Source organism: Arthrobacter sp. MMS24-T111, from assembly GCF_054888995.1.
This window is the reverse complement of sequence record NZ_JBTZRO010000001.1, coordinates 3,299,778-3,323,970: the sequence shown is the minus strand read 5'-3', so window position 1 is coordinate 3,323,970 and position 24,193 is coordinate 3,299,778. Positions and strand designations below refer to the sequence as shown.

The following is a 24,193-nucleotide window of genomic DNA, read 5'->3' as shown; positions in this document are numbered from 1 at the left end:
GATCACACTCGGTCACCGGGTCCCGGGTGGTCCGGGCGCCCGGCATCAATGCAGGACCACCACGTCTGTCGCATAGTCCTGGGACGAGGTCATGCTGCCGCGGAACCAGCAGACAGCGTGGGTGGAGGGATCCCCGGGCGGCACCATAGGCCGGAGGTTGTCCACTGCGGAGCCTTCTGTGACCGCTTCCCAGCCAAAGGTGGCACCGCCGTCCCGCGTCCTGCCCCGGTAGATCTCGTAGTGGCCGGTGGCCTGCCCGGTCCGCGGGTCGATGGGAGTGGAGATGTACACCTGGTTGAGGTCATGCGGGTCCACCGCGCCCAGGCCCGTATAGTCCTGCTCGTGCGGCAGCAGGGCCGGGCCGGCGGCCGCCAGCGGGTGCAGGTTCCACTGCCTCCCGTCGAACCGGGCGTACAGCAGCCGGTGATCATCGACGTCGAGCGGCTGCTCCTGCTGCAGCGGGCCGTTGACGTCGTTGGCGCGGCAGCTGATGATGGCGGCCAGGTCCTGCCCCTGGCGGCGCAGGTCCACGGTCCAGCCGTGGGTAAGGATGTCGCCGTCAATGTCCGTTCCCGCCGCGAACACTGTGGTCAGTGCAGCCTGGTTGATCCCCGGCGAGCCGATCAGCGGCTTGCTGACCACCTGGCCCCGGGCGTCGTGCAGGGCGTCGTCGCGGATGTAGCCGTGGTAGATGCTGTTGTTGAAGTCCCGCGGGTGGTGGTCGGTGGTGATGAGGTCAATGCGGTCCGTCCCGTTTCCGCAGTATCGGGTGTAGCCGTTGACGTAGCCGATCTTGGGGCGGGTGAAGAGTTTTCCGCCGAATCGCCATGTGGTGCCGTCATCTCCTGACACCAGAAGGCTGGGGTCGTCGTTGATGGCACGGACAAAGTTGTACACCCGGGACTCGGCAGCGAGCCGGTGCAGGTTCGAGTAGGTCGCGCCGCGGCCGCCGGCCAGCTCCGTCCAGTCGAAGTGTTCCTCCGGGCCCCATTCGGAGGCGTCATGTGGCCGGGTGGAGATCCGCCAGCGGGAGTAGTTGTCCGTTTTGTGTTTGGCATACATCGCCAGGTAGCGGCCATCGGGCCTGATCAGGAGCGCCGGGGCGTTGTGGTCGTCCGGCTCCAGCCTTGTGTGGACAACGTGGACCTGGCTGTCACCGGTAGCAAGGTCAAGTACGGCAACCTCGATGTTTCCGCCCCGCCTGTCGCCCCCGGCGCCCCCGGGGGCTGCCACGGAGCCCACCAGCAGCGTGTTGTTGGCCGGGTCCACCAGGGCGCGCTCGTCCTGGAACCAGCACCATGCGCCGTTGTCATTGATGGTGGTCTGCATGCCGGGCATCGGAATCCTGCTCTCGTTGTGGGGTGGGTTCCACCCGTGGGTGCGCCGCCTGGCGTCGGCCACGGAGCCGTCATGGGCTGCGTGGTTGGACCATATGGAAGTATCGGCGCGCCCGGATGCGGTGGTCAAGGGTGTGGCCAAAACCGGTCGGATTCGAACGTTCAGGCAGCCCCGACTTATCCGGACACAATGCTTGAAGCTTGAACTAATGCGGGATACCCTTACTTTAATCTTCAACCATTTATGATGATCGCCGAGGCCCGCAATGACAGCAATTGCCCATTCCGCACCGCATTCGTCCGCCCTGCCCGCGGCCACCGTCCGCAGCCAGGTCAGCGTCCCGCTCCGGTTCGTCGACGGCTACGCCACCACCGCCGTCGTCATGACGTTCCATGGCTTGGTGGACGGCCGCGAACACCTGCTGCTGGCCCTGGGTAACTGGGAGCAGGCCCTCCTCGGCGGCGCAACGGCGCCCCTGGTCCGGCTGCACAGCGAATGCATGACAGGGGACGTCTTTGGCAGCGAGCGCTGCGACTGCGGACCGCAGCTCCGGGAAGCCGTGGAACGCATTGCTGCCTCCGGAGGCTTCCTGCTCTACCTCCGCCAGGAAGGCCGCGGCATTGGCCTTTACCCCAAACCAGATGCCTACGCCCTGCAGGACCAGGGCCTTGACACCTATGACGCCAACCTTGCCCTCGGCCACGGCGAGGATGAACGCGACTATACGGCGGCAGCCCAGATGCTCAATGCCCTGGGCGCCACGTCGGTGAGGCTGTTGAGCAACAATCCCGACAAAGCTTCGCAGCTGGCCGCACTCGGCATCGCCGCCGCCGAAAAGATCCCCACCGGTGTCCACCTCTCCGAGGCCAACTCCCGCTACCTCGCCGCCAAGCGGGACCGGACCGGACATACGCTGGAGCTCGGCCAGGCCGCCGTCGTCCGCGCCGCCCCGGAAGGCTCGGGCCGCGCCCCCGGTCACGCGGACATGCTGGGCCGCGTGGAAGCCCTGATCCCCGCCCTGCGCGCCAGGGCGGAGGAGGCCGAGCAGCTGCGCCGGCTCCCGGAGGGGACGATGCGGGACCTGGGGGCCGCCGGCATCTTCCGTCTCCTGGCGCCCGCGGGTGTCGGCGGGTATGGCCTGGGCGCACAGACGTACGGGGAAGCCATCAGGGGCCTCGCACGGGGTTGCGCCTCCACGGCCTGGACCGCCGGGCACCTGGCGGAGCACGCCTGGATGCTGGCACGCTGGCCCCGGAAGGTGCAGGACGACGTTTTTTCCGGCGGCGTGATGCCGCTCGCCGCCGCAACCAGTGCCCCGGTTGGTTCGGCGCGGAAGGTACCGGGCGGATATGCGGTTTCGGGCCACTGGAGCTTCGCTTCGGGCATCATGCACTCGCAATGGGTCCTGTTGGCGGTGCAGCACGACGGCATCCGGTTGCAGGCGCTGGTTCCGCTCACCGACCTGGAACTGGTGGACGCGTGGCATACGGACGGGCTCAGGGGAACCGGCAGCAACGACCTCCGCGCGGACTCGCTCTTCGTTCCGGCGGACCGGGTCATGGACTGGGCCGTGCTCAGCGGCCCCGACAATCCCGGCGCAGAGCTCCACTCCGAACCACTGATCTCTGCGCCGATGTCAACCTTGCTCAACCTGGTGGCCCCGGCGGCGGCACTTGGCTCCGCAGAGTATGCCCTGGAGCTGTTCCGGGACCAGCTGCTGCGCCGGAAGGAAAAGAACGGCACCATCACCCGGCAGGCAGACTATGTCCCGGCGCAAACCCGCTACGCCAAGGCGTCCGGGCTGGTGGCCACCGCCCAACTGCACTGGCAGGCGGCACTGTCCCTGCTGCCGGGGGACGGGTCGGCGCCCAGTGGGCCTGCCGCGCGGGAGCGGGCCTCGTTCCGGCTGTCGCTGGCCCTAAGCGCGGAAGCCGCCCAGAAGGCGGTCCGGCTAGCCGTCGCCGGATCGGGCGCCAGTGCCCACCGCCTGTCCCATCCGCTGCAGCGGATCCAGCGCGACGTCGGCGTGCTCCTGAGCCACCCCACCCTGGGCCTCGACCCCATCCTGGAGCAGGCGGGCCGCGGCCTGCTGGGCATGGAATTCACCATGCCGTCCTTCTAGGCAGCGCGGCGTCGGTTGCCCGGTGCAGCCGCAGGCGGGAAATCCGTGTCAGGATCAGGTATGCCCCAGCGCCTGATGCTGCTTGACACTGCTTCCCTGTACTTTCGTGCCTTCTACGGCCTTCCGGACAGCATCCGGCGGCCGGACGGTACGCCGGTAAACGCTGTCCGCGGCCTGCTGGACATGATCGCGCGGCTCACCACCGACTACCAGGCCACCCACCTGGTGGCGTGCTGGGACAACGACTGGCGGCCCCAGTGGCGGGTGGACCTGATCCCCACGTACAAGGCACACCGCGTGGCGAGGGCGGTACCGGGCGGAACCGACATCGAGGTGGTCCCCGAGGGCCTCGAGACCCAATTGCCCATGATCCGCCGGACCCTTGAGCTCGCCGGCATTGCCATCGTGGGGGCCGCAGACCATGAGGCCGACGACGTCGTGGGCACCTACGCCAGCCACGCCGCCTTCCCGGTGGACGTGGTCACGGGAGATCGGGACTTGTTCCAGGTATGCGACGACGAACGCGGCGTCCGGGTGATCTACACCGCGCGCGGCATGAAGAACCTCCAGGTGGTCACGGAGGAAACCGTAGTGGCCAAATACAAGGTCCTGCCGCAGCAGTACGCCGATTACGCCACCCTCCGCGGGGACGCCTCCGACGGACTGCCTGGCGTTGCCGGGATCGGTGAGAAGACGGCGTCGTCCCTGCTCCTGAAGTACGGCACCCTGGAAGGATTGCTGGCAGCAGCGGCGGAGCCCGGCGGCGGGGTATCCGGCCCGGTCCGGGCCAGGCTGGAAGCCGCCGCCGAATACCTGGAAGCCGCCCCCGCCGTCGTGCGCCTGGTCCGCGACCTGGAGCTGCCCACCCTCGACGAGGCGGGTGCGCGGCTGCTGCCCGTGACCGGCGGCCGGCGGGCCGAGCTTGAGCAGGCGGCCGCCGACTGGAACCTCGGCGGCTCGGTCCGCCGTCTGCTGGCCGCACTGGACCAGCGCGCCTGACCGACATCGCCGGCAGTGGCCGCCTGATCCGGGATGACTGTTTGTTGCGTAAAACCAGGTCACGCTGGACGGCCAGGAGCGAGGCTTCGATGACGCAGGGTGTCCGGCCGTGACATTTCGTTGCGGTACGCGTCGGCTCATTTCATGCGGTTTGAACGCGCAATCCGCTGATGGTTTGGTGAGGTAACGATCCAAACGAGAGGCCACATTATGACCGCCACATCAGATCTTGCTCCCCGCCGGCTTCGGGACATTTTTGGAACTTTTGCCAGCGGATTGACAGTAATCACGAGCTCCACGCCGCAGGGGCCCGCAGGCTTCACCTGCCAGTCGTTCGCGTCGCTGTCCCTGGAACCGGCGCTCGTCACGTTCAGCCCGGCGCGTACGTCCACCACCTGGCCCGTGCTCCGCAGTGCGGGCACCTTCGCCATCAACATCCTCCCGGCTGAACACCAGCACCTCGCGGGGCAGTTCGCCCGCTCGGGAGCTGACAAATTCGCCGGCGTCAGCCACACGTCGTCACCCCTGGGCAATCCCGTCCTGGATGACGCCCTGGCTTGGCTCGACTGCGAACTGCACGCGGAATACGACGGCGGCGACCACACCATCGTGGTGGCGGCGGTACGGCACCTGGATGCCCGGGTGGACGCTGAGCCGCTGTTGTTCTTCAAGGGACGCTACGCGGGGATCTCGCCGGCCGAGCGCCTGCTCGAAGCTGCCGGCTGACCGGCACCGGTATTTCGGCCAGCCCACCGTCCCGCCCTTTACCCTCCGGGCTCTTGAATCAGTCCCGCCAAGTAGTAAGCTTGCTGAGCAATACCAGTAAGCGTGCTGACTAAATGGGATGGAGCAGGAGCCATGGGCGTTATCTCAGGAACGGCCCTGTCAATGATGTTGACCGTCGGCGGCGTGGCGATGGCAGCCGAAGGGGGTCCGGGAGCCGGGCAACGTTACGTTGCAGGACACGTGCTCCTCGGGATGGGGATCGGTCTATTCCTCACCACCTGGATCCGCACCGCTGTCCGCCATATCTTGGCGCGGTCGACTTTCGGTTCGCGGAGGACGCCGGCAGCCCAGGAGCCCGCGGACCCCGCCACCGTTACCGTGCTGCCCCTGCGCGCACCCTCCGTCGTCCCGCTCCGTGGCCGGCATGCGGCCTGAAGCCGGACGCGACACGGACAATGACCGTGTAACAGCGCCCGGCACCCGTGGCAGCCTGCGGCGCCGCGGAACGCGTGCCCTGATCCTCGTGTGCATTGCCGTCGCAGCCTCACTGGTTGCCGGCGCCGCTGCCGTTGGCCCCGGGCGCACCGACCAGGGCCTGCTGCGGGGCTTCCAGGTTCGGGTGCTGGGCATCAGCCAGGCGGCGGCCGAAAACAGGATGGACGGCGCCTTGTCAGCGCTTGCGGCACTGGAGAAGGACCTGGGCGAGGCGGCAGCGGACGGGCGGCTTTCACCCGAGCGGTACAACGGGATCGAAAGCGCACTGGCCTCGGTCCGGGCAGACATCGCAGCGCACGTGGCGGCAGTTGCGCCCGCCGAGGCACCACAGGCTGATCCGGCCGACGGCGGCCTCTCCGGGGCGCCGGGTGACACTGGAAGCGCTCCGGCTGAACCGGCCGTGGCCGCCGTGGCGCCGGAACCGGTGCCCGCCGCCGATCCACCGGGCGCGGGGCGTTCGAACACGGCGAAGGAAGCCAAGGGCAAGGCCAAAGGCCCAGGCAAGCCCTGACCGGGGGCCACGGAACCTGTCCCGGTCAAGGGAGAATAGATGGATGATTCCTCCTGGCGGCCACCCCGACGACGGCTTTGACCTCCGTGCCATCGGCGCCGGGCTTGCCTTCGGGGCCTCAATTCCCCGGCTGCGGCAGGCACTGGAAACCGGCCCCGATGCTGCCGCAGTGGTGCAGGCCCCGCCGGGAACCGGAAAGACCACCCTCGTGCCGCCCCTGCTGGCCAACCTCGCAGGCCGGTCGGGCCGCGTCGTCGTCACCCAGCCGCGGCGCGTCGCGGCACGCGCAGCAGCCCGGCGGCTCTCGGAGCTGGACGGCAGCCCGGCTGCCGGGCGGGTGGGGTACACGGTCCGCGGTGAACGCCGGGCAGGCCCGGACACCCGGATTGAGTTCGTTACCCCCGGCATCCTCCTGCGCCGCCTTCTGGCGGACCCGGGCCTGGACGGGACGGCCGCCGTCGTTTTGGACGAGGTGCATGAACGCGGCCTCGAAACTGACCTCCTCGTCGGGATGCTCGCCGAGGTCCGCGAGCTTCGCGGGGACCTTGCCGTCGTCGCCATGTCAGCCACCCTCGACGCACCCCGGTTCGCTGCGCTGCTGGGCACATCCGGCCGCCCGGTCCCCGTGGTGGACTGCCCGGCGGTGCATTACCCGCTCGAGGTGCAGTGGCTGCCGGCACAAGCGCCGCGCCTTGACGCCGGGGGAGTGACGCGCGCCTTCCTTGACGAATTGGCCGCCACGGCTGCGGAGGCCCACGCTGCGGCAGACAAGCTCCGTGGACGCCCTGGTCTTCGTTCCGGGAGCCCGGGAGGTCTCGCACGTGGCCGCGGCCCTGCGCGGCAGGCTGGGCAGCAGCGTGGATGTCCTGGAACTGCACGGGCAAATTGGTGCGGCCGAACAGGACCGGGCGGTGTCCGGACGGCACCCCGGGGACGGCCCACGGATTGTCGTCTCCACGGACCTTGCCGAATCGTCACTGACCGTGCCCGGAGTGCGGTTGGTCATCGATTCCGGCCTGGCCCGGGAGCCCAGGCGCGATGCGGGCCGCGGAATGAGCGGGCTTGTCACCGTTTCCTGTTCCCGGGCATCCGCTGAGCAACGAGCAGGACGCGCCGCCCGGCAGGGCCCGGGCACCGTGGTCCGCTGTTACAGCCAGCAGGCCTACGGTGCCGCGCCGGCGCACGTCACACCGGAGATCAACGTGGCGGACCTGACCAGCGCGGCGTTGACCCTGGCCTGCTGGGGATCGCCCGGCGGGGAGGGCCTGCCCCTGCTGGACGCGCCGCCCCGCCAAGCCATGGGTGAGGCCGTCGAGGTCCTGCGGGAGCTCGGCGCCATTACCGACGACGGCCACGTAACGGCCGAGGGCCGGCGCCTCGCGGCCATACCCGCCGACCCCCGGCTCGCCCGGGCGTTGCTTGAAGGTGCCGCGTCCGCCGGGACCCGGCTGGCCGCCGGGGTGGTGGCTGCACTCTCCGGGGACCACCGCGCGCCCGGAGCCGACCTGCCCCGGCTCCTGTCCCAGCTGCGGGCAGATCCGGGGCCTGCCGGCCGGCGCTGGGCGGATGAAACCAAGCGCCTTGCGTCCCTGGCCCGCCGGCGGCTGGACCGCCATGCCACGGTTCCCCCGTCGTTGCCCGGCCCGGGCGAAGCTGTGGGTGCCGTCGTCGCCCTCGCCTATCCCGACCGCGTGGCACGCCGCGTCCCCGGTAGCGAGGGGTCGGGGCAGTACTTGTTCACGTCGGGCACCCGGGCGGGGCTCCCCGGAGGCAGTACCCTCTCAGACCACGAATGGCTGGCCGTGGCCGACGTTTCACGGGCCGGCGGGCGGGATGCGGCCGGAACCGGTGCCGTCATCCGCGCCGCAGCACCCTTGTCTGCCACCACGGCCGAAACTGCGGCCGCGCACCTGCTGGCGGAAACCGTGGACACGCGTTTCAGCGGAGGGCGGCTGACGGCCCGCAAGACCAGGCGGCTGGGGGCGGTCGTGCTTGCCTCGACACCGGTGCGTCCCACGGCCGCCCAGGCCAGGGCCGCCGTGGCAGACGCTTTCCAGTCGGGCGGGCTGGCAGCGCTTTCCTGGCCGACGGCGGCGGCCTCCTTCCGGAGCCGGCTCGCCTTCCTGCGCCGCCAGGTAGGGGAGCCGTGGCCCGATGTCTCGGATACTGCCCTCCAGGGCCGGCTGGAAGAGTGGCTGGGAACCGGGTTGGAAGCCCTCGCAGCGGGGGCGCCGCTGGATTCCCTTGACCTGGCCGGGGCGCTGCGCGGGCTCCTTCCCTGGCCCGAGGCAGCCAGGCTTGACGAACTCGCTCCGGAATCGCTTGAAGTGCCCAGTGGTTCGCGGATCCGGATCGAATATCCGGAGCCGGGTGACGACGGCGCGGCGCCGGTGGTGGCAGTGAAACTCCAGGAATGCTTCGGGCTGGCTGAATCACCGAGGCTGGCCGGCGGCCGGGTGCCGGTGCTCTTCCACCTGCTGTCCCCGGCACGCCGCCCCCTGGCCGTCACGGACGACCTGACCTCTTTCTGGTCCGGCCCGTACGCCCAGGTGCGCACCGAAATGCGCGGCCGCTACCCCAAGCACCCCTGGCCGGAGGATCCCTGGTCAGCCCCGGCGACTGCACGCGCCAAGCCACGCACATAGGGCCGGTCAGGAGCGGCGCACAGCGGCCGCGGCCTACGTGGGCGCCGGTTGGCGTCCTAGGTGTGTGCGGCGATGAACTCCGCCACGGGAAGCGCCAGCGATGCACCCACCTGATCGGCGGGACGCTTGTTTCCCGCCACGGCAAAGGAGTGGTCACCGCCCTCCACCCACTGCAAGACCGCGTTGGAGCCGATCCGGGCCACGACGTCCGTCAAAATGTGGGGCGTGGCAAACGTGTCGCGCGTTCCCTGCAGGAACAGCATCGGCACCGTGATCCCGTACTGGTGCTCATCCCGGAGTTTCTCCGGCTTGCCGGGGGCATGCAGCGGGTAGCCGAGGTACACCAGGCCTTGGGCTTCCATGCCCTCGGCCACGGCCATTGATGCCATCCTGCCGCCGAACGACTTGCCCGCCGCCCAGACGGGGCCGCTGTCACCGTGGGCCTCCGCCTTGGCGCGGGCTGCGTCCATGGCGGCCCGCCAGGCGGCGATGGCAGCCGGAGGGCGGTCGGGGAACTTCCGCCCTGCCTCCCGGTACGGAAAATTGAAGCGCAGGGTGGCCAGTCCCAGGCCGTTCAGGGCGTCCGTGAAACCGCGCAGGAACGGATGGTCCATTCCGGCTCCTGCGCCGTGCGCCACCACCACTGTTGCGGTGGGCTGGTCCGGGCGCTTGTAAATGGCCGAAAACGTGGCGTCACCTGCAGCGATGACGAGCTGGTGGTCTTGGTGGTGCATGGGTCCATCATGCCTGAGGGCAGCCGCATATGCCGGTGTGTGCCGGCGGCCGGGTGTACGTTGTCCCCATGGCGAGCGAACAGACCACCATCACTGTCAAAGGTCCCAACGGCGAGCGCGACATGCGCATCTCCAGCCCCAGCCGCGTCCTCTGGCCGGACCTGGGCCTGACCAAGCTGGACCTCGCCAGGTATATCTGCGAGGTGGGGGAGGCATTCATTGCCGCCAACGGGGACCGGCCCGTGTCCCTCCAGCGGTACTCGGACAACATCGACGGCGAGATGTTCTTCTCCAAAAACCCGCCAAAAGGCACGCCGGACTTCGTCCGGTCCGTCAAGGTGGTGTACCCCAGCGCCAGGTCCCATCCCCAACTGGTCCTTGACGAACCGGCAGCTGCCGTCTGGGCCGTCCAGATGAACACCGTGGTCTTCCACCCCTGGCCGTCCCGGGCGGAAAACACCGACAACCCGGACCAGCTTCGCATCGACCTCGACCCGCAGCCCGGAACAGATTTCGGCGACGCCGTCCCCGCCGCCCTGGTCCTCAAGGACGTCCTTACAGAGGCGGGCCTCACAGGCTTCGTCAAGACCTCCGGAAACCGCGGCCTGCACGTTTACGCTCCCATCGAACCAACCCGCGAGTTCCTTGATGTCCGGCACGCCGTCATCGCCGCTGCCCGGGAGGTGGAGCGCCGGATCCCGGACAAGGTGACCACTGCCTGGTGGAAGGAAGAACGCGGCCGCCGGGTGTTCCTGGACTTCAACCAGGCCAACCGTGACCGCACCATCGCCGGCGCCTACAGCCCGAGGGCCCTCCCGCACGCCCCCGTGTCCTGTCCCATCACCTGGGCGGAACTGGAAAACGCGGATCCAAAGAGCTTCACCATCCTGACAGTTCCGGAACGCTTGAAGACGGTGGGAGACCCCTGGGCTAACTTCAACGCCGCGCCCGGCACCATCGACACGCTCCTGGAATGGTGGGACCGGGACTGCACGGACGGCCTCGGGGAGATGCCCTTCCCTCCGGACTACCCCAAGATGCCTGGCGAACCGCCCAGGGTGCAGCCCAGCCGGGCAAAAAAGCCGACCGACGCCAGCAACGACTGACCCGGCCCGCCACAACAGGGCACGTTGGCACGGACGCACCGGCCGTCGTCGGAAATTACGACGGCGGCGCAGCCAAAGTGCACTGGGACCGCAGGTGCGTCGAGGCTATTCGAAACGGGACGGGTCGCCCATGCCGCGCCGGACAACCTCAGCCACCCCGCTGGAGAAATCGACCACTGTGGTGGGTTCAGCACCGCAGTCTCCGGCGTCGATCACCGCGTCCACCTGGTGGTCCAGCCGCTCCTTGATTTCCCAACCCACGGTCAGCGGTTCGTCCTCATCCGGCAGCAGGAGCGTGCTCGAGAGCAACGGCTCACCGAGCTCGGCGAGCAATGCCTGGACCACCCGGTTGTCCGGAATGCGCACCCCCACTGTTTTCTTCTTCGGGTGGAGCAGGCGCTTCGGAACCTCCTTTGTGGCAGGAAGGATGAACGTGTAACTGCCCGGAGTGACGGCCTTGATGCTGCGGAAGACATCGTTTCCGATGTTCACGAACTGTCCCAGCTGGGCGAAGTCCCGGCACACGAGGGTGAAATGGTGTTTGTCATCCAGATGGCGGATGCTTCGGATCCGGTCCAGAGCATCCTTGTTGCCCATCTGGGCTCCCAAGGCATAGCAGGAGTCCGTGGGGTAGGCGATCAGGCCGCCGTCGCGAATGATTTTGACTGCCTGCGCAATGGCGCGCGGCTGCGGGTCGTGCGGGTGAACATCAAAGAATCTGGCCATCACCCGAGCCTACGTTCCCGGGGCCGCACGGCACCATCACCCGGATACGATGGCGCTGCCTTTTTGGCCGCGCAAACACGGGATGAACAGGGGAGACATCCCCTACCGGGCCGGCGCGGGATCGGGCAGGATGGTGTGTGCACCGTTCCGGCCATGTGAAGGAGAACCCGCAATGCCCACCATCCTCAACCCCTACCTGAGCTTCCGGGACAACGCCCGTGAGGCAATGAACTTCTACCAGTCCGTCTTTGGCGGCGAACTGACACTGAGCACATTCGCCGACTTCCAGGCCAGCGACGATCCTGCCGAAGCCGAGAAGATCATGCACGGCATGCTCACCACCACGCAGGGGCTGGTCCTCATGGGCGCCGATACCCCCAACAGCATGGAATACCACCCGGGTTCATCGATCTCGGTTTCCCTCAGCGGCGACGACGAAGCTGAGCTCCGGGGCTACTACGAAAAGCTCAGCGGTGAGGGCGGCGCGGTCACCGTCCCCATGGAAAAAGCACCGTGGGGCGACGTCTTCGGCATGTGCGTCGACCGCTTCGGCACGTCCTGGCTGGTCAACGTCAACGGCGCGCAAGCCACGCAGGCTCCCTGACCGCAACGCCCGGGCCAAGGTGGCGGGGAACGGCTGGCCACTGCAGTTCCCCGCCGCGGCCCGGGCGAATCCACCCCGCCCGCTCCTTGAGGCGGACCCTTCGTCCTGCGAGGATGGAGGGGTGAGTTCCCTCATGGAATTTCTTTCCGATAAATGGTGGCTGGTCTTCCCGCTGATGGCGTTCGCCGGCCGCTGGGCCGGCGGCTGGCGGCGTGCCGCAGAACGGCGCCACCGGCGCCGGGTTGAACTGTACAACCTGAAGAACCAGGCACGTGAAGCGGAGAGGGCCTCCCTGGCAGAGGTGCAGGCCCTGATGGCTGCCCATGACGCCACCAACAAACGTTGGCTCGACTACGAACTCGATGTTGGCAAGCTCATCGACTTTCCGCTCATGACTGACGTCCGTGAGCCTCTCACGGTCGCCTTCCTGCGGGCCAAACGGGAAGCAGACGGCAAGCGGCCGGTATCTGCCGCGGACCTGACTTCAGTGACCGGACTCGAGTCGTACCGGCAGGCCGTCAACAACTTTGCGGTGGCCCTCGACGTCGCGGAACGGGAAGCAAAGCGGATCAGGGACAGCAGGTTCAGCGGTCCCGAGCGCGAACGGCTGGCTACAGCACGGAAACTCCTGATGATCGCGGAAAACCAGGCCGCCACGCCCGCCGAACGCCAGGCCGCCTACAAACGGGCCCGCCGCGAACTGGACGGCCTGATTGTCCTGCCCGATATAACCGTCGCCGCGATCGAGGAAAAAATCGCTCCAGAACTGGATGCGCCGCCCCGTACCGCGCAGTTCCACCAGGGCTGAAGCCGCGGCAGGGCACCGCCCCGGTCCCGGCCGCGATGGCCTGGAAACGGGGCGGACCGGCGCCGGCGGCCACCCGCTGGCGGTACCGGCCACTGTTTTGTCCTCCTGCCGGGGACGCGTACGATCGATAAGGTTTCCCGCCGGTTCCGGCCCCCACCGCAAGTCATTCCACGCAAACAGCTGGTGAACTATGCTGTGCAAGGCAGCCTGGTAGGGGAAACTGCTGAACGTCGACTCTGCAGATTGGGCAACAGGTGGATATCACCTTCATGGTGGCGCTGGTCATAGCACTGGCACTATTTTTCGACTTCACGAACGGCTTCCACGACACCGCGAACGCCATGGCCACACCCATCGCGACGGGCGCCATCAAGCCACGGACAGCGGTGGCCCTGGCGGCCGTCCTGAACCTGGTGGGCGCTTTCCTGTCCACTGAAGTGGCCAAGACGGTGTCGGGTGGAATCATCCGCGAAGGATCCGGTGGCGTGCAGATTACCCCGGAGATCATCTTCGCCGGCCTGATGGGCGCGGTCCTCTGGAATATGGTCACGTGGCTCAAGGGCCTTCCCTCCAGCTCATCGCACGCACTCTTCGGCGGCCTGATCGGCGCCGCTGTGGTTGGTGCAGGATTCAGTTCCGTCAACTTCGAGAGCCTGCTCCAGAAGGTCATCCTCCCGGCTGTCTTCGCCCCGGTCATCGCCGGCCTCGCAGCCTATGTCTGCACCCGGCTTGCCTATGCGCTCACCGCCCGCCATGATCCCGAGACCGGCAGCAAGCTCACCCAGAAGCGCGGCGGTTTCCGGACGGGCCAGATCTTCACGTCCAGCCTGGTGGCCCTTGCCCACGGCACCAATGATGCCCAGAAGACCATGGGCATCATCACCCTGGTGCTGATCGCCGCGGGCAGCCAGGCCCCTGGTTCGGGCCCGCAGCTCTGGGTGATCACGGCTTGCGCACTGGCCATTGCGATCGGTACCTACGCCGGCGGCTGGCGCATTATCCGCACCATGGGCTCCGGCCTGACGGAGGTCAAGCCCGCGCAGGGCTTCGCCGCCGAGACCAGCACCGCCGCCGCGATCCTTGCCTCCTCCCACCTTGGTTTCGCCCTGTCCACCACCCAGGTGGCGTCCGGATCGGTCATCGGCTCCGGAATGGGACGCCGCGGAACCACCGTCCGCTGGAACATGGTGGGCAAGATCGCCCTCGGCTGGCTCTTCACCCTGCCGGCAGCGGGAATTGTCGGCGCCCTGACCGCACTGCTGGTCACGACCGGCCCGGTTGGCGTGCTGATCGCCGCCGTGGCAGGCAGCGCCGCGGTGCTGTTCATGTTCTTCTACTCGCGCAAGTCCTCTGTAGGCCACCAAAACGCGGTCGAGGTCGAGGAAGCCGGCCAGGCGGTCCGCTTCGCCAAGAAAAAGGCCCTGGCACGTGCCCGGGCCAAAGAGAAGGAACAGGCCAAGGCTGACGCTGACGCTGCTGCCAACACCCCGAAGGAGAATCAGCGATGAAGTGGTTGGAACTCCTGACCGTCGCAGGCACCACGCTCATTTCCGCCGCACTGGTGGTTACGCTTTACTCGCTCGGCGTCAGGTTTACGGCAATCGCCGCCGACGCCCAGCAACCGTCCCCGGGGATCAAGCGTTCGGTGGCCTACCTGTGCTTCGCCCTGTGTGGCGTGGCCGTGCTCTTCGGGCTGTACCTGATCATCCCGTACTTCACCAAGTAGCGGGTCCTTCCGGCCGGGCCCGATCATGGGCAGCGCCGCCGGGGCTGGCTAGGCTGGGCCCATGCCGCGCATCCAGTACTTCGTAGCCGCGTCCCTGGACGGATTCATCGCCACCCCCACGGACGACCTCGGCTGGCTCCTGCAGTTCGACGGCTTCGAGGGCGGGGCGGAAAGCTACGACGCTTTCATGGCCGGGGTGGGGTGCATCGTCATGGGCGGGGAGACGTACGCCTGGCTGCAGGAGCACGACGCCAGCACCTGGCCGTACGCGGGCACTCCGGCGTATGTTTTCACGCACCACGAGTACCCGGTCCCCGACGGCGCCGATGTCACGTTCGTCCGCGGCGACGTGGCCGAATTCATCGCTGACTTCCGGGATGCAGCGCAAGGGCGGAACATCTGGGTGGTGGGCGGCGGGAACCTGGCCGCCCAGTTTGCGGACGCCGGGCTGCTGGATGAGATCATCCTCTCCCTGATTCCGGTAGTGCTGGGGGAGGGAAAGCGGCTGCTGCCACTCAAGGGGCCGACGGCGCCACTTGAACTGGCCGCCTCCCGCACCTTGGGCAGTGGGATCGTTGAGTTGCGCTACCTGCTGGCCGCGGGAACAACACGGCCTGGCGCTGCCTGATTCAGCCGGCGTTGTCCCGGAGCATGTTGGTGATCCGGGCAGATGACAGCCGCCGCCCCCGGGCGTCGGTCATGACCACCTCGTGGGTGGTCAGTGTGCGGCCCAGATGGATCGCGGTGCACGTACCCGTAACCAGCCCCTGGGCAATCGAACGGTGATGCGTGGCGTTGACCTCGATGCCGACAGCGTGCCGGCCCGGGCCCGCATGCATCCCGGCGGCGAACGAACCAAGGGTTTCCGCCAGCACCACGTGGGCGCCGCCGTGGAGGATTCCCGCGACCTGCGTGTTGCCCTCCACCGGCATGGTGGCGACTGTCCGTTCCGGGCTCATCTCCAGGAAATGGATCCCCATTTTGACCACCAGGGCGCCGACGCCGAACGCGCCCAGCCAGTCGTGCATGTGGTCGGGGATTCCGGCCGCTGCCAGCTCTTCGGCGAAGGGGCCCGGCGTGAAATTGTCTGTCATGGCAACTAGGCTGGCACCTGTGAGTGAAACAACCAAACCGGCCCCTTTCCCGTCCCAGGTCCTGGAGGAAGAGCCCTCGGCGCAGCCTGCTTCCACCCCCCAGGACCCGGGAGCCAGTGACGCTTCCCCTGCTGCCGGCGGGTCGGTTTCCGCCACCGTTGCCCCCGTCGTCCCCATCACCGGCCAGCCGCGCCTCCTGGTGCTTGACGGGCACTCCATGGCTTTCCGGGCTTTCTTCGCTCTTCCGGCGGACAAGTTCTCCACCGCCAACGGCCAGCACACCAACGCCATCCACGGGTTTACGTCCATGCTCATCAACCTGATCAAGGAACAGCAGCCCACGCACATCGCCGTCGCTTTCGACGTCTCGGACGAATCCACGCATCGCAAGGCCGAGTACAGCGAGTACAAGGGCGGCCGCAACGAGACACCCCGCGAGATGAGCGGGCAGATCGACCTTATCGGGCAGGTGATGGAGGCCTGGGGGATCAAGACCATCAAGATGCCCGGTTACGAGGCCGACGACATCCTCGCAACGCTTGCCGCCATGGGGGAAAAGGCCGGCTTCGAGGTCCTCCTCGTTTCCGGCGACCGGGACGCCTTCCAGCTGATCACGGACAACGTCTTTGTCCTTTACCCCAAGAAGGGCGTCAGCGACATCCCCCGGATGGACGCCGCAGCCATCGAAGCCAAGTACTTCGTGAGCCCGTCCCGCTACTCCGACCTCGCGGCCCTGGTGGGCGAGACGGCGGATAACCTGCCCGGCGTGCCCGGTGTCGGGCCCAAGACGGCGGCCAAGTGGATCAACCTCTACGGCGGCCTCGAAGGGGTACTGGAACACATCGACTCCATCGGCGGCAAGGTAGGTGACGCCCTGCGCGGGAACGTGGACGCCGTCAAGCGCAACCGCAGGCTGAACCAGCTCCACACCGACCTCGACCTGCCGGTCACGCTCGATGACCTCTACCAGCCGCGGCCGGACCAGGCCGTCCTCGAGGACCTCTTCGACCAGCTCGAATTCAAGGCCATCCGCGGCCGCCTCTTCGCCCTCTACGGCGACGCCGACACCCCGGCAGCGGAACGGGACAGCATCGACACGCCGGAGTACAGTGCTCCCGCGGGAGCCTCTGAGCTTGCCGCCTTCCTGGCTGCGGGAGACGGCCAGCGCTCCGCCCTCGCCGTCGACCTCGTGCCCGGACGGATCGGCGAGGATGCCGCGGCGCTGGCGATCGTCCGTGGCGACGCCGCCGTCTACGTCGACCTCACCGGCCAGGACGCGGGGACAGAGAACGTCCTCGCAGGGTGGCTCCGGGACCCGGAGGCGCCCAAGGTGATGCACGGCTTCAAAGCCGCGCTGAAGGCACTCTCTGCCCGCGGCCTGGAGCTGGAAGGCGTGGTGGACGACACCTCCATTTCCGGCTACCTGATCGAGCCGGACCGGCGCACCTACGAACTCGCCGAACTGGCCCAGCACCACCTCAATGTGGGAATCCCCGCGGCCACGGCCAAGGCCGGGCAACTGGAACTGTCGTTCGATGGCGAGGACACCGCCGCCGCCGACGCCTTGGTCCAGGCCGGCGCCGTCGTGCTCGCCCTCAGCCGCTTCTTTGAGGATGAACTCAAGGAGCGCAAGGCCGAGGACCTGCTGTCCACCCTTGAGCTGCCGGTGGGCCGCGTCCTCGCGGACATGGAACTCGCCGGCATCGCGATCGACATGGACAAAATGGACGAACAGCTCGCCGATTTGGCGCGGGTGATCGACCAGGCGCAGGAACAGGCGTTTGCCGCCATCGGGCACGAGGTCAACCTGGGCTCGCCCAAGCAGCTCCAGACAGTACTGTTCGACGAGCTGCAACTGCCCAAAACCAAGAAGATCAAGTCCGGCTACACCACGGACGCCGCATCGCTGAAGAACCTCTTGGAGAAGACCGGCCACGAGTTCCTGGTCCAGCTCATGGCCCACCGCGAGGCCGCCAAGCTGCGCCAAATGCTCGAGTCGCTGAAGAAGTCGGTGGCCGAGGACGGCCGCATCCACACCACCTACGCCCAGAACGTCGCGGCCACCGGCCGCATCTCCTCGAACAACCCCAACCTGCAGAACATCCCCATCCGCAGCGAGGAAGGCCGCCGCGTCCGCGGCATCTTCGTGGTCAGCGAAGGCTACGAATGCCTGCTCTCCGCCGACTACTCCCAGATCGAAATGCGCATCATGGCGCACCTGTCCGGCGACCAAGGGCTGATCCAGGCCTACAAGGACGGTGAGGACCTGCACCGGTTCGTCGGCTCGAACATCTTCCACGTGCCAACGGACCAGGTCACCAGCGCCATGCGGTCCAAGGTAAAGGCCATGTCTTACGGACTGGCCTACGGCCTGACCTCCTTCGGCCTGTCCAAGCAGCTGGAGATATCGGTCGACGAAGCCCGCACCCTCATGAAGGACTACTTCGACCGCTTCGGCGCCGTCCGGGACTACCTGCGGGGCGTGGTGGACCAGGCCCGGGTGGATGGTTATACAGCCACTATCGAAGGCCGTCGCCGCTACCTCCCGGATCTCACCAGCACGGACCGCCAGCTGCGCGAAAATGCCGAGCGCATTGCCCTGAACAGCCCCATCCAGGGCTCCGCCGCGGATATCATCAAGCGCGCCATGCTCGGTGTGCATGACGAGCTCAAGGCGCAGGGGTTGAAGTCCAGGATGCTGCTCCAGGTCCACGACGAACTTGTCCTCGAAGTGGCCGCCGGTGAACGCGCAGCCGTCGAGAAACTCGTCACCGAGCAGATGGCCGCCGCCGCCGACCTCAGCGTGCCCCTGGAAGTGCAGATCGGCGTCGGCCCCAGCTGGTACGACGCCGGCCACTAGGCTTCCTGCCGGCCCAGCAGACGGCCGGCGTGTTTGTGCTGGTCAAGCGCCGGATTCATTGGCTAGGCTCGGGTAAATGGGTGATCTGAGCGGAAACTATGAAATCCGGCGCTTTCCCGCCGTGTCCAAAGGCAACGAAGGGTACGCGGAGGCCGAAACCTGGGCCAAGGCCGTCGGGTTCGGTTTCCACGACTCCACCCGCACCCCCGAGCACCGGGAGCGGTCCCTTGCCACCTATGAGGTCGACGGCCGGATCTTCACCGGGGTTTACCAGACCGGTCCCGTGGCCCCCTCGTCGCTGCCTGCCGAGGTGCCCGTTGCCACCTTCGGGACCTTCCGCAAAACCCTGAACATTGGCTTCGGCCGCATGCTGGAAACGCAGATGGTTACGGCCGTGACCGTCCGTACATCGCACCGCCGGCGCGGCCTCCTGCGCCGCATGATGACCGAAGACCTCCAGGCCGCCAAGGATGACGGCATCGCCATGGCAGCGCTGACGGCCTCGGAGGGCAGTATCTACGGCAGGTTCGGCTACGGCGTGGCAAGCCTTGAGCGCACCGTGAAAGTGGACACGACGGCCCGGTTTGCCCTGCGGCACACGGCCACGGGCGCCGTGGAAGTGGCGGACCCCAAGACCCTGTTGGACGTGGCCCCCGCCGTGTTCGAACGCGTCCACCGGCACACGCCAGGGTCCCTCGGCCGGCAGGAATGGTACCGGCACCTGGCCTCCGGGTCGCTGGGACGCGACGGCAAGGAAGATCCCGCCATCAAGGTGGCGCTGCACTACGGCCCGGACGCAACCATCGACGGCTATGTCTCCTACAAGTTCCTTGGCTGGGACACCACCCCCTACACGGTGGAAGTGGTGGACCTTGTCGCCGCCACCGACCATGCCTACCTCGAACTGTGGCAGTACCTGGCGGCCATCGACCTCGTGGAGCGGGTCACCTGGAACGAGGCGCCGGTGGATGATCCCCTTGCCTGGGCCCTGGCTGACCCGCGCTGCATCGACGCCTCGGACAGCCGCGACATGCTCTGGCTGAGGATCCTCGACGTTCCACAAGCCCTCGCTGCGCGCCACTACCCGGCCGATGGCCGGCTGGTCCTCAAAGTCGATGATCCGCTCGGCCTCACGCCGGGGATTTTTGCGCTGACCGTGGAGGGCGGCCAGGCCGGCGTCGAACGCCTGCCCGAAGGCACCGCCGCCGACCTCGAACTGGGCGTCTCCGCGCTGTCCTCGATCTTCCTCGGTGCTGTGTGCCCGGTGACCCTGAAAGCTGCCGGCGCCATCGGCGAGCCACGGCCGGGCGCCGCCCTCGAGGCCCGGCAGATGTTTGCGGTGGAACGGGCGACGCACTGCCTGACCCACTTCTGAGTCCCCGTCCCCGCTCCCGGCCGCTTTGACCCGCGTTGCCGGCACCGACTAGAATAAACGGGCGTGTACCACGTGCACGTCCTTGCGGTCCCAGGCCGCATTGAAAGTAATCCACAAAATCAGGATGACCCGGAGGATCCGTCGGATTCACCGTGAATCGCGCCTGCGTTCCATAACGCGGGCGCGCCGGTTTGCCTGACCGACTAACTATCCACAACGGAGCCCCTACTACATGACCATCACCTCCACCGAGAAGCCCGGTACCCCCGTAGTCGCAATTAACGACATCGGTACCGCTGAGGACTTCCTCGCAGCAGTCGACGCCACCATCAAGTACTTCAACGACGGAGACCTCGTCGAAGGTACCGTCGTCAAGGTCGACCGCGATGAAGTCCTGCTCGACATCGGTTACAAGACCGAAGGTGTCATCCCCTCCCGCGAGCTGTCCATCAAGCACGACGTTGATCCCGGAGACGTCGTCTCCGTTGGCGATCAGGTCGAAGCCCTGGTGCTCACCAAGGAAGACAAAGAAGGCCGCCTGATCCTCTCCAAGAAGCGCGCTCAGTACGAGCGTGCCTGGGGCGACATCGAGAAGGTCAAGGAAGAAGACGGTGTCGTCACCGGTACCGTCATCGAGGTCGTCAAGGGTGGTCTTATCCTCGACATCGGCCTGCGCGGCTTCCTGCCCGCATCCCTGGTCGAAATGCGCCGCGTGCGCGACCTGGCTCCGTACATCGGTCAGCAGATCGAAGCCAAGATCATCGAGCTGGACAAGAACCGCAACAACGTTGTGCTGTCCCGCCGTGCATGGCTCGAGCAGACCCAGTCCGAGGTCCGCTCCACCTTCCTCAACAAGCTGGAAAAGGGCCAGGTCCGTCCCGGCGTCGTTTCCTCCATCGTCAACTTTGGTGCCTTCGTGGACCTGGGCGGCGTCGACGGCCTGGTTCACGTTTCCGAGCTGTCCTGGAAGCACATCGACCACCCGTCCGAGGTTGTCGAGGTTGGCCAGGAAGTCACCGTCGAGGTCCTCGAGGTGGACCTGGACCGCGAGCGTGTCTCCCTGTCGCTCAAGGCTACGCAGGAAGATCCGTGGCAGACCTTCGCCCGTACCCACGCCCTGGGCCAGGTTGTTCCGGGTAAGGTCACCAAGCTGGTTCCGTTCGGTGCGTTCGTCCGCGTCGAAGACGGCATCGAAGGCCTGGTCCACATCTCCGAGCTCGCCGTGCGCCACGTTGAGCTGGCCGAGCAGGTTGTCTCCGTTGGCGACGAACTGTTCGTCAAGGTCATCGACATCGACCTCGAGCGCCGCCGCATCTCGCTGTCCCTCAAGCAGGCCAATGAGGGCGTCGACGCCGACAGCACCGAATTCGATCCCGCCCTGTACGGTATGGCCGCAGAGTACGACGAAGAGGGCAACTACAAGTACCCCGAGGGCTTCGACCCCGAGTCCAACGAATGGCTCGAGGGCTACGAGAACCAGCGCGCCGCCTGGGAGCAGCAGTACGCTGACGCCCAGACCCGTTGGGAAGCACACAAGAAGCAGGTTGCCCAGCACGCTGCCGACGACGCTGCAGCTGCAACGTCCGGTGACAGCGATTCCGGCGCTACCAGCTACTCCTCCGAGCCTGCTGCCACCGACACCGGTGCCGGCACCTTGGCTTCGGACGAGGCACTTGCTGCTCTCCGCGAGAAGCTGACCGGCAACTAGTTGCCACCGGTGCCGGGTTCATCCCGGCACCAACGCGAACAGGCCCCCTGCCTCTGGCAGGGGGCCTGTTCTCGTTGCTGCGGGTCCCGGGCGCTGCTGCGGCGACAGCGCCTCGCGCCCTCACAGGTGGACGACTGCGTGGACCGTTCCGTCGTCGTCGGGCGTCAGCACGGCGCCTGCTGCCTCGAGGAGCCGCTGGGCTTTGAGGTTACCGGCCAAAGTGCGGGCAGTGACGCGTTGCAGGCCCGCCATGCGGGCTTCTTCAAGGACCAGCGCCAGGGCGGCGCTGGCGATCCCGCGGGAGCGAAAGCTGCGGCCCAACCAGATGCCGGTTTCGGCCGAAAGCACATCCGTGTGGGTTTCCCGTTTGAGCCGGACGGAACCGGCTACGTCACCGCCGCTGAACACGGCCCAGGACTTCTCCGCCGCGGGCCCGTCAAGGCCGGCGGCTGCGGCGTGGTGGTAGCTGAAGAACCAGGCGGTACGCTCAAGGTTCCAGCCGGGGCCGCCGAGCGGGGGAGCCACTTCGTCAGGGGAGGCATCACGTTTGGCCAGTTCGAGCAGCTGGTCCGCGACAGCCCGGTCCACATCCACGATGGTGACCTCAGGCAAGGCGTTCATCCACCCACTCCGTTCCTTCGGGTGTCAGGGCAGCGGACCCTGCGGTGAGCTGCTGGATCCGTTCCGTTGCTGCCGCAATGGCATCGGCATGGTCGGGTACGGCGATGCGCAGGACCGTGAGGCGGTCCTGGTAGGACGTTTCCGCCATTACCAGGCCGGCGGCGCGCAGGTCGTTTTCCAGCCGGCCGGCCCCGGCGTGCGGCACCGCCGTCCAGCAGATCCGCAGCCGGCTGCGCCGGATCAGGGGTGCCTGTTCCAGTGCCGCGGAGACAGATTCCGAGTAGGCGCGGACCAGGCCGCCCGCGCCCAGCAGCACTCCGCCGAAATAGCGCACGACGACGGCACTGACGTCGCTGAGGTCGGCCAGCCCGGGTGCCGTTTCCCTTTTCACCAGCGCTTCGAGCATGGGGATCCCTGCGGTGCCTGCGGGCTCGCCGTCGTCGCTGGAGCGCTGGATGCTGCGGTCCGGGCCGATGACGAATGCGGAGCAGTGGTGCCGGGCATCGTGGAACTCGCGGCGAAGCCCGGCAGCCAGTTCGCGGGCGTCCTCCTCCGTTCCGGCCCTGCGGAGGACGGTGATGAACCTGGACCGCTTGATCTCCAGCTCATGCCGGAGGTCCTGGCCGGCCGCCAACGTGGTGTAGGTCGTGGTCCTGCTGTCTTGCGCTTGCACCCACCCCAGTCTAGCGGCGGCGGGAACCGGCGCCGTCGGGGTCTCGGTGGAGACTCCATGACGCCACTGACGCCGCCTTCGCACGCGGTTCAGTAGGGTGGGAGGGTGTTGAAAATCGGCTTGACGGGCGGAATCGCCTCGGGAAAATCGGTGGTGGCGGCCCGGCTGAAGGAGCGCGGCGCGATCCTGGTGGATGCGGATGCACTGGCCCGGGAGGTCGTGGAGCCCGGGACCCAAGGCCTGGGACAGATTGCTGCCGAGTTCGGCGCGGACATGCTCGACGGCGACGGGCGGCTTGACCGCGCGCGCCTCGGCGAAGCGGTGTTCGGCCAGCCGGAGCGCCTTGCGGCACTGAACGCCATCGTCCACCCCCTGGTGCGTGCCCGCGCGGCCGAGCTGACGGCAGCTGCCCCGGATGACGCCGTCGTGGTCCAGGACATTCCCCTGCTGGTCGAGACCGGGCAGGGGAGCAGCTTCCACCTCGTCGTGGTGGTGGACGCTCCCGATGACGTCAGGCTGCAGCGAATGCAGGCGCTGCGGGGGATGACCCCGGAAGCGGCGCGATCACGGATGGCCGCCCAGGCCACCCGCGAGCAACGCCTGGCAGCCGCCGACGTCGTCTTGGACAACTCCGGCACCGTGCAGCAACTCCTGGACCAGGTGGACCGGCTCTGGGAACAGCGGTTGCAGCCTTACGCCCGCAACCTCGCCGCCGGGACCCGGGCACCGCGTACCGGCGGGCCGGTCCTTGCCCCGCACAGCCCCGACTGGTCCCGGCAGGCCGCGCTGATCGCGGCGCGGCTGAGGGCGGCCGCCCCTGACGCCATCCTGGCGGTGGACCACATCGGCTCCACGGCCGTCCCCGGCCTGGCTGCCAAGGACGTCATCGACCTGCAGGTGGCCGTGCCTGACCTGGACGCGGCAAGCGCAATCGCGCCGCTCCTGTCCGCTGCCGGATACCCGGCGGTGCGGGGGATCGAATTGGACACGCCGAAGCCCGGCACGCCGGATCCCGCGTCATGGCTCAAGCGATTCCACGCCAACGCGGACCCGGGCCGGGCGGTGAACGTGCATGTGCGGCCGGCCGGCTCGGCCGGCTGGCGTTATGCGCTGATGTTCCGGGACTGGCTGCGCAACGATCCTTCCGCCCTTGCGATCTACCAGGCGCACAAGGCGGACCTCGCCCAGCGCCTCTCCGGCTCCGCCGGAACCGGGCCCTACGCTGAGGCGAAGGAACCGTGGTTCACCGACGTTGCCTGGCCGCTGATGTCCGCCTGGGCCGAGGCAGCCGGGTGGGCGCCGCCGTCGTACGCGTCGTGAAT

The 24,193-nt window shown here is 67.7% G+C and carries 21 protein-coding genes and 1 pseudogene; 16 read left to right on the top strand and 6 right to left on the bottom strand.

The genetic code is table 11. From position 1 onward, the window contains the following. Positions 1-45: 45 nt before the first annotated feature. A complete protein-coding gene (locus ACX5I6_RS15615) occupies positions 46-1,338 on the bottom strand; it encodes a BNR-4 repeat-containing protein (RefSeq protein WP_461841732.1) in 1,293 nt (430 codons plus the stop codon). A 265-nt stretch (positions 1,339-1,603) separates the two neighbouring features. Here ACX5I6_RS15615 and ribA point away from each other — a divergent pair, with 265 nt between their 5' ends. From ribA to hrpB, 6 genes and pseudogenes are all read left to right on the top strand, one after another. Beyond that, on the top strand, positions 1,604-3,460 hold the full coding sequence (ribA, locus tag ACX5I6_RS15610) for a GTP cyclohydrolase II RibA (protein WP_461841060.1): 1,857 nt from the start codon (positions 1,604-1,606) through the stop codon (positions 3,458-3,460). Between the two features lie 60 nt (positions 3,461-3,520). Next, positions 3,521-4,459 carry a 5'-3' exonuclease gene (locus ACX5I6_RS15605; RefSeq protein ID WP_461841059.1) on the top strand — a complete coding sequence of 313 codons (939 nt, stop codon included), beginning with the start codon at positions 3,521-3,523 and terminating at the stop codon, positions 4,457-4,459. Positions 4,460-4,669: 210 nt separating this feature from the next. Next, the gene (locus tag ACX5I6_RS15600) at positions 4,670-5,185 is read left to right on the top strand and encodes a flavin reductase family protein (RefSeq protein ID WP_461841058.1); all 516 of its coding nucleotides are present in this window, start codon (positions 4,670-4,672) and stop codon (positions 5,183-5,185) included. A gap of 132 nt (positions 5,186-5,317) precedes the next feature. After that, positions 5,318-5,620: a hypothetical protein gene (locus ACX5I6_RS15595; protein WP_461841057.1), complete on the top strand. Its 303-nt coding sequence runs from the start codon at positions 5,318-5,320 to the stop codon at positions 5,618-5,620. Further along, on the top strand, positions 5,610-6,191 hold the full coding sequence (locus ACX5I6_RS15590) for a hypothetical protein (RefSeq protein ID WP_461841056.1): 582 nt from the start codon (positions 5,610-5,612) through the stop codon (positions 6,189-6,191). Before ACX5I6_RS15595 ends, ACX5I6_RS15590 begins: the two co-directional genes overlap by 11 nt. A gap of 43 nt (positions 6,192-6,234) precedes the next feature. After that, positions 6,235-8,836 (top strand): annotated as a pseudogene (hrpB, locus tag ACX5I6_RS15585) (ATP-dependent helicase HrpB). A gap of 56 nt (positions 8,837-8,892) precedes the next feature. Here hrpB and ACX5I6_RS15580 read toward each other — a convergent pair. Beyond that, positions 8,893-9,570, bottom strand: coding sequence for an alpha/beta hydrolase family protein (locus ACX5I6_RS15580; protein WP_461841055.1), 678 nt, complete (start codon positions 9,568-9,570; stop codon positions 8,893-8,895). 68 nt (positions 9,571-9,638) lie between these two features. On the opposite strand from ACX5I6_RS15580, the gene ligD reads away from it, so the two are divergent. After that, positions 9,639-10,676, top strand: a complete 1,038-nt coding sequence (gene ligD / locus ACX5I6_RS15575; RefSeq protein ID WP_461841054.1) for a non-homologous end-joining DNA ligase — start codon at positions 9,639-9,641, stop codon at positions 10,674-10,676. A 105-nt stretch (positions 10,677-10,781) separates the two neighbouring features. Here ligD and ACX5I6_RS15570 read toward each other — a convergent pair whose 3' ends face one another. Beyond that, the gene (locus ACX5I6_RS15570; RefSeq protein ID WP_133831507.1) at positions 10,782-11,402 is read right to left on the bottom strand and encodes an L-threonylcarbamoyladenylate synthase; all 621 of its coding nucleotides are present in this window, start codon (positions 11,400-11,402) and stop codon (positions 10,782-10,784) included. A gap of 172 nt (positions 11,403-11,574) precedes the next feature. Between ACX5I6_RS15570 and ACX5I6_RS15565 the strand changes: the two genes are divergently transcribed. The 5 genes from ACX5I6_RS15565 to ACX5I6_RS15545 all read left to right on the top strand — a co-directional run bounded on the left by ACX5I6_RS15565 (position 11,575) and on the right by ACX5I6_RS15545 (position 15,168). Beyond that, positions 11,575-12,006 carry a VOC family protein gene (locus tag ACX5I6_RS15565; protein WP_461841053.1) on the top strand — a complete coding sequence of 144 codons (432 nt, stop codon included), beginning with the start codon at positions 11,575-11,577 and terminating at the stop codon, positions 12,004-12,006. A gap of 133 nt (positions 12,007-12,139) precedes the next feature. Beyond that, a complete protein-coding gene (locus ACX5I6_RS15560; protein ID WP_461841731.1) occupies positions 12,140-12,814 on the top strand; it encodes a hypothetical protein in 675 nt (224 codons plus the stop codon). A 254-nt stretch (positions 12,815-13,068) separates the two neighbouring features. Then, a complete protein-coding gene (locus tag ACX5I6_RS15555) occupies positions 13,069-14,322 on the top strand; it encodes an inorganic phosphate transporter (RefSeq protein WP_461841052.1) in 1,254 nt (417 codons plus the stop codon). Beyond that, entirely contained in the window at positions 14,319-14,540 is a 222-nt protein-coding gene (locus ACX5I6_RS15550) for a hypothetical protein (RefSeq protein WP_461841051.1), read from the top strand. The genes ACX5I6_RS15555 and ACX5I6_RS15550 overlap by 4 nt, the downstream gene beginning before the upstream one ends. 61 nt (positions 14,541-14,601) lie before the next feature. After that, the gene (locus ACX5I6_RS15545) at positions 14,602-15,168 is read left to right on the top strand and encodes a dihydrofolate reductase family protein (RefSeq protein ID WP_461841050.1); all 567 of its coding nucleotides are present in this window, start codon (positions 14,602-14,604) and stop codon (positions 15,166-15,168) included. A 1-nt stretch (position 15,169) separates the two neighbouring features. Here the strand turns inward: ACX5I6_RS15545 and ACX5I6_RS15540 are convergent, their stop codons facing one another. Beyond that, positions 15,170-15,634, bottom strand: a complete 465-nt coding sequence (locus ACX5I6_RS15540; RefSeq protein WP_285246004.1) for a hotdog fold thioesterase — start codon at positions 15,632-15,634, stop codon at positions 15,170-15,172. A gap of 217 nt (positions 15,635-15,851) precedes the next feature. Here ACX5I6_RS15540 and polA point away from each other — a divergent pair, with 217 nt between their 5' ends. The 3 genes from polA (at position 15,852) to rpsA (ending at position 21,577) form a co-directional block, all read left to right on the top strand. Then, positions 15,852-18,494, top strand: coding sequence for a DNA polymerase I (polA, locus tag ACX5I6_RS15535; RefSeq protein WP_461841730.1), 2,643 nt, complete (start codon positions 15,852-15,854; stop codon positions 18,492-18,494). Positions 18,495-18,570: 76 nt separating this feature from the next. Continuing rightward, positions 18,571-19,869: a GNAT family N-acetyltransferase gene (locus ACX5I6_RS15530; RefSeq protein ID WP_018761234.1), complete on the top strand. Its 1,299-nt coding sequence runs from the start codon at positions 18,571-18,573 to the stop codon at positions 19,867-19,869. A gap of 232 nt (positions 19,870-20,101) precedes the next feature. Then, a complete protein-coding gene (gene rpsA, locus ACX5I6_RS15525) occupies positions 20,102-21,577 on the top strand; it encodes a 30S ribosomal protein S1 (RefSeq protein ID WP_018761235.1) in 1,476 nt (491 codons plus the stop codon). Between the two features lie 120 nt (positions 21,578-21,697). On the opposite strand, the gene ACX5I6_RS15520 is transcribed toward rpsA, so the two are convergent. After that, entirely contained in the window at positions 21,698-22,198 is a 501-nt protein-coding gene (locus ACX5I6_RS15520; RefSeq protein ID WP_461841049.1) for a GNAT family N-acetyltransferase, read from the bottom strand. Next, the gene (locus ACX5I6_RS15515; protein ID WP_461841048.1) at positions 22,182-22,871 is read right to left on the bottom strand and encodes an IMPACT family protein; all 690 of its coding nucleotides are present in this window, start codon (positions 22,869-22,871) and stop codon (positions 22,182-22,184) included. Before ACX5I6_RS15515 ends, ACX5I6_RS15520 begins: the two co-directional genes overlap by 17 nt. A gap of 105 nt (positions 22,872-22,976) precedes the next feature. Between ACX5I6_RS15515 and coaE the strand changes: the two genes are divergently transcribed. Beyond that, positions 22,977-24,191 (top strand): dephospho-CoA kinase, encoded by a 1,215-nt coding sequence (gene coaE, locus ACX5I6_RS15510; protein ID WP_461841047.1) that lies wholly within the window; start codon positions 22,977-22,979, stop codon positions 24,189-24,191. Positions 24,192-24,193 lie beyond the last annotated feature (2 nt).